Origin of the sequence: Pseudomonas sp. 2822-17, from assembly GCF_002742485.1 — a bacterium.
In the GTDB taxonomy this organism is placed as follows: Bacteria; Pseudomonadota; Gammaproteobacteria; order Pseudomonadales; family Pseudomonadaceae; genus Aquipseudomonas; species Aquipseudomonas cyclaminis.
Genome location: NZ_LJRZ01000664.1, coordinates 1 through 357, shown reverse-complemented (window position 1 = coordinate 357; position 357 = coordinate 1). Strand labels below are relative to the sequence as shown.

Annotated in this window: 1 protein-coding gene; it reads left to right on the top strand. The window is 34.5% G+C overall.

The window, feature by feature from the left end; all coding sequences use genetic code 11:
- A partial coding sequence (locus tag AOA60_RS23780; RefSeq protein ID WP_158235059.1) for an EAL domain-containing protein occupies positions 1 to 357 on the top strand: 357 nt, incomplete at both ends.

Sequence of the window (357 nt, the reverse complement as noted above, 5' to 3'; positions counted from 1 at the left end):
TCATTAAAGTAATTGAAACCAAAGAAAATCAAATGATTATCTCAACTTTTGTTGATTTAGCCAATGCATTAAATCTGGATGTCATCGTTGAGGGAATTGAAACAGCAGATCAGAAAGAGACGATCATTAATCTCGGGTGTGAAAAAGCACAAGGATTTCTATTCAGCAAGCCCTTACCTCCACCTGAAATGGAGAATTTACTGCATAATGGATGTCATGTTAGTGATGAGCGAGTAGTGGTGATAGAAAATAGAAGGAAGTATCAAAGATTCTCTTTACAAAAACCAGTACATGGAAAAACTAATATTACCTCTATTAGTGGTGAAACTGTTAATATGGGAACTTTTGATATAAGTG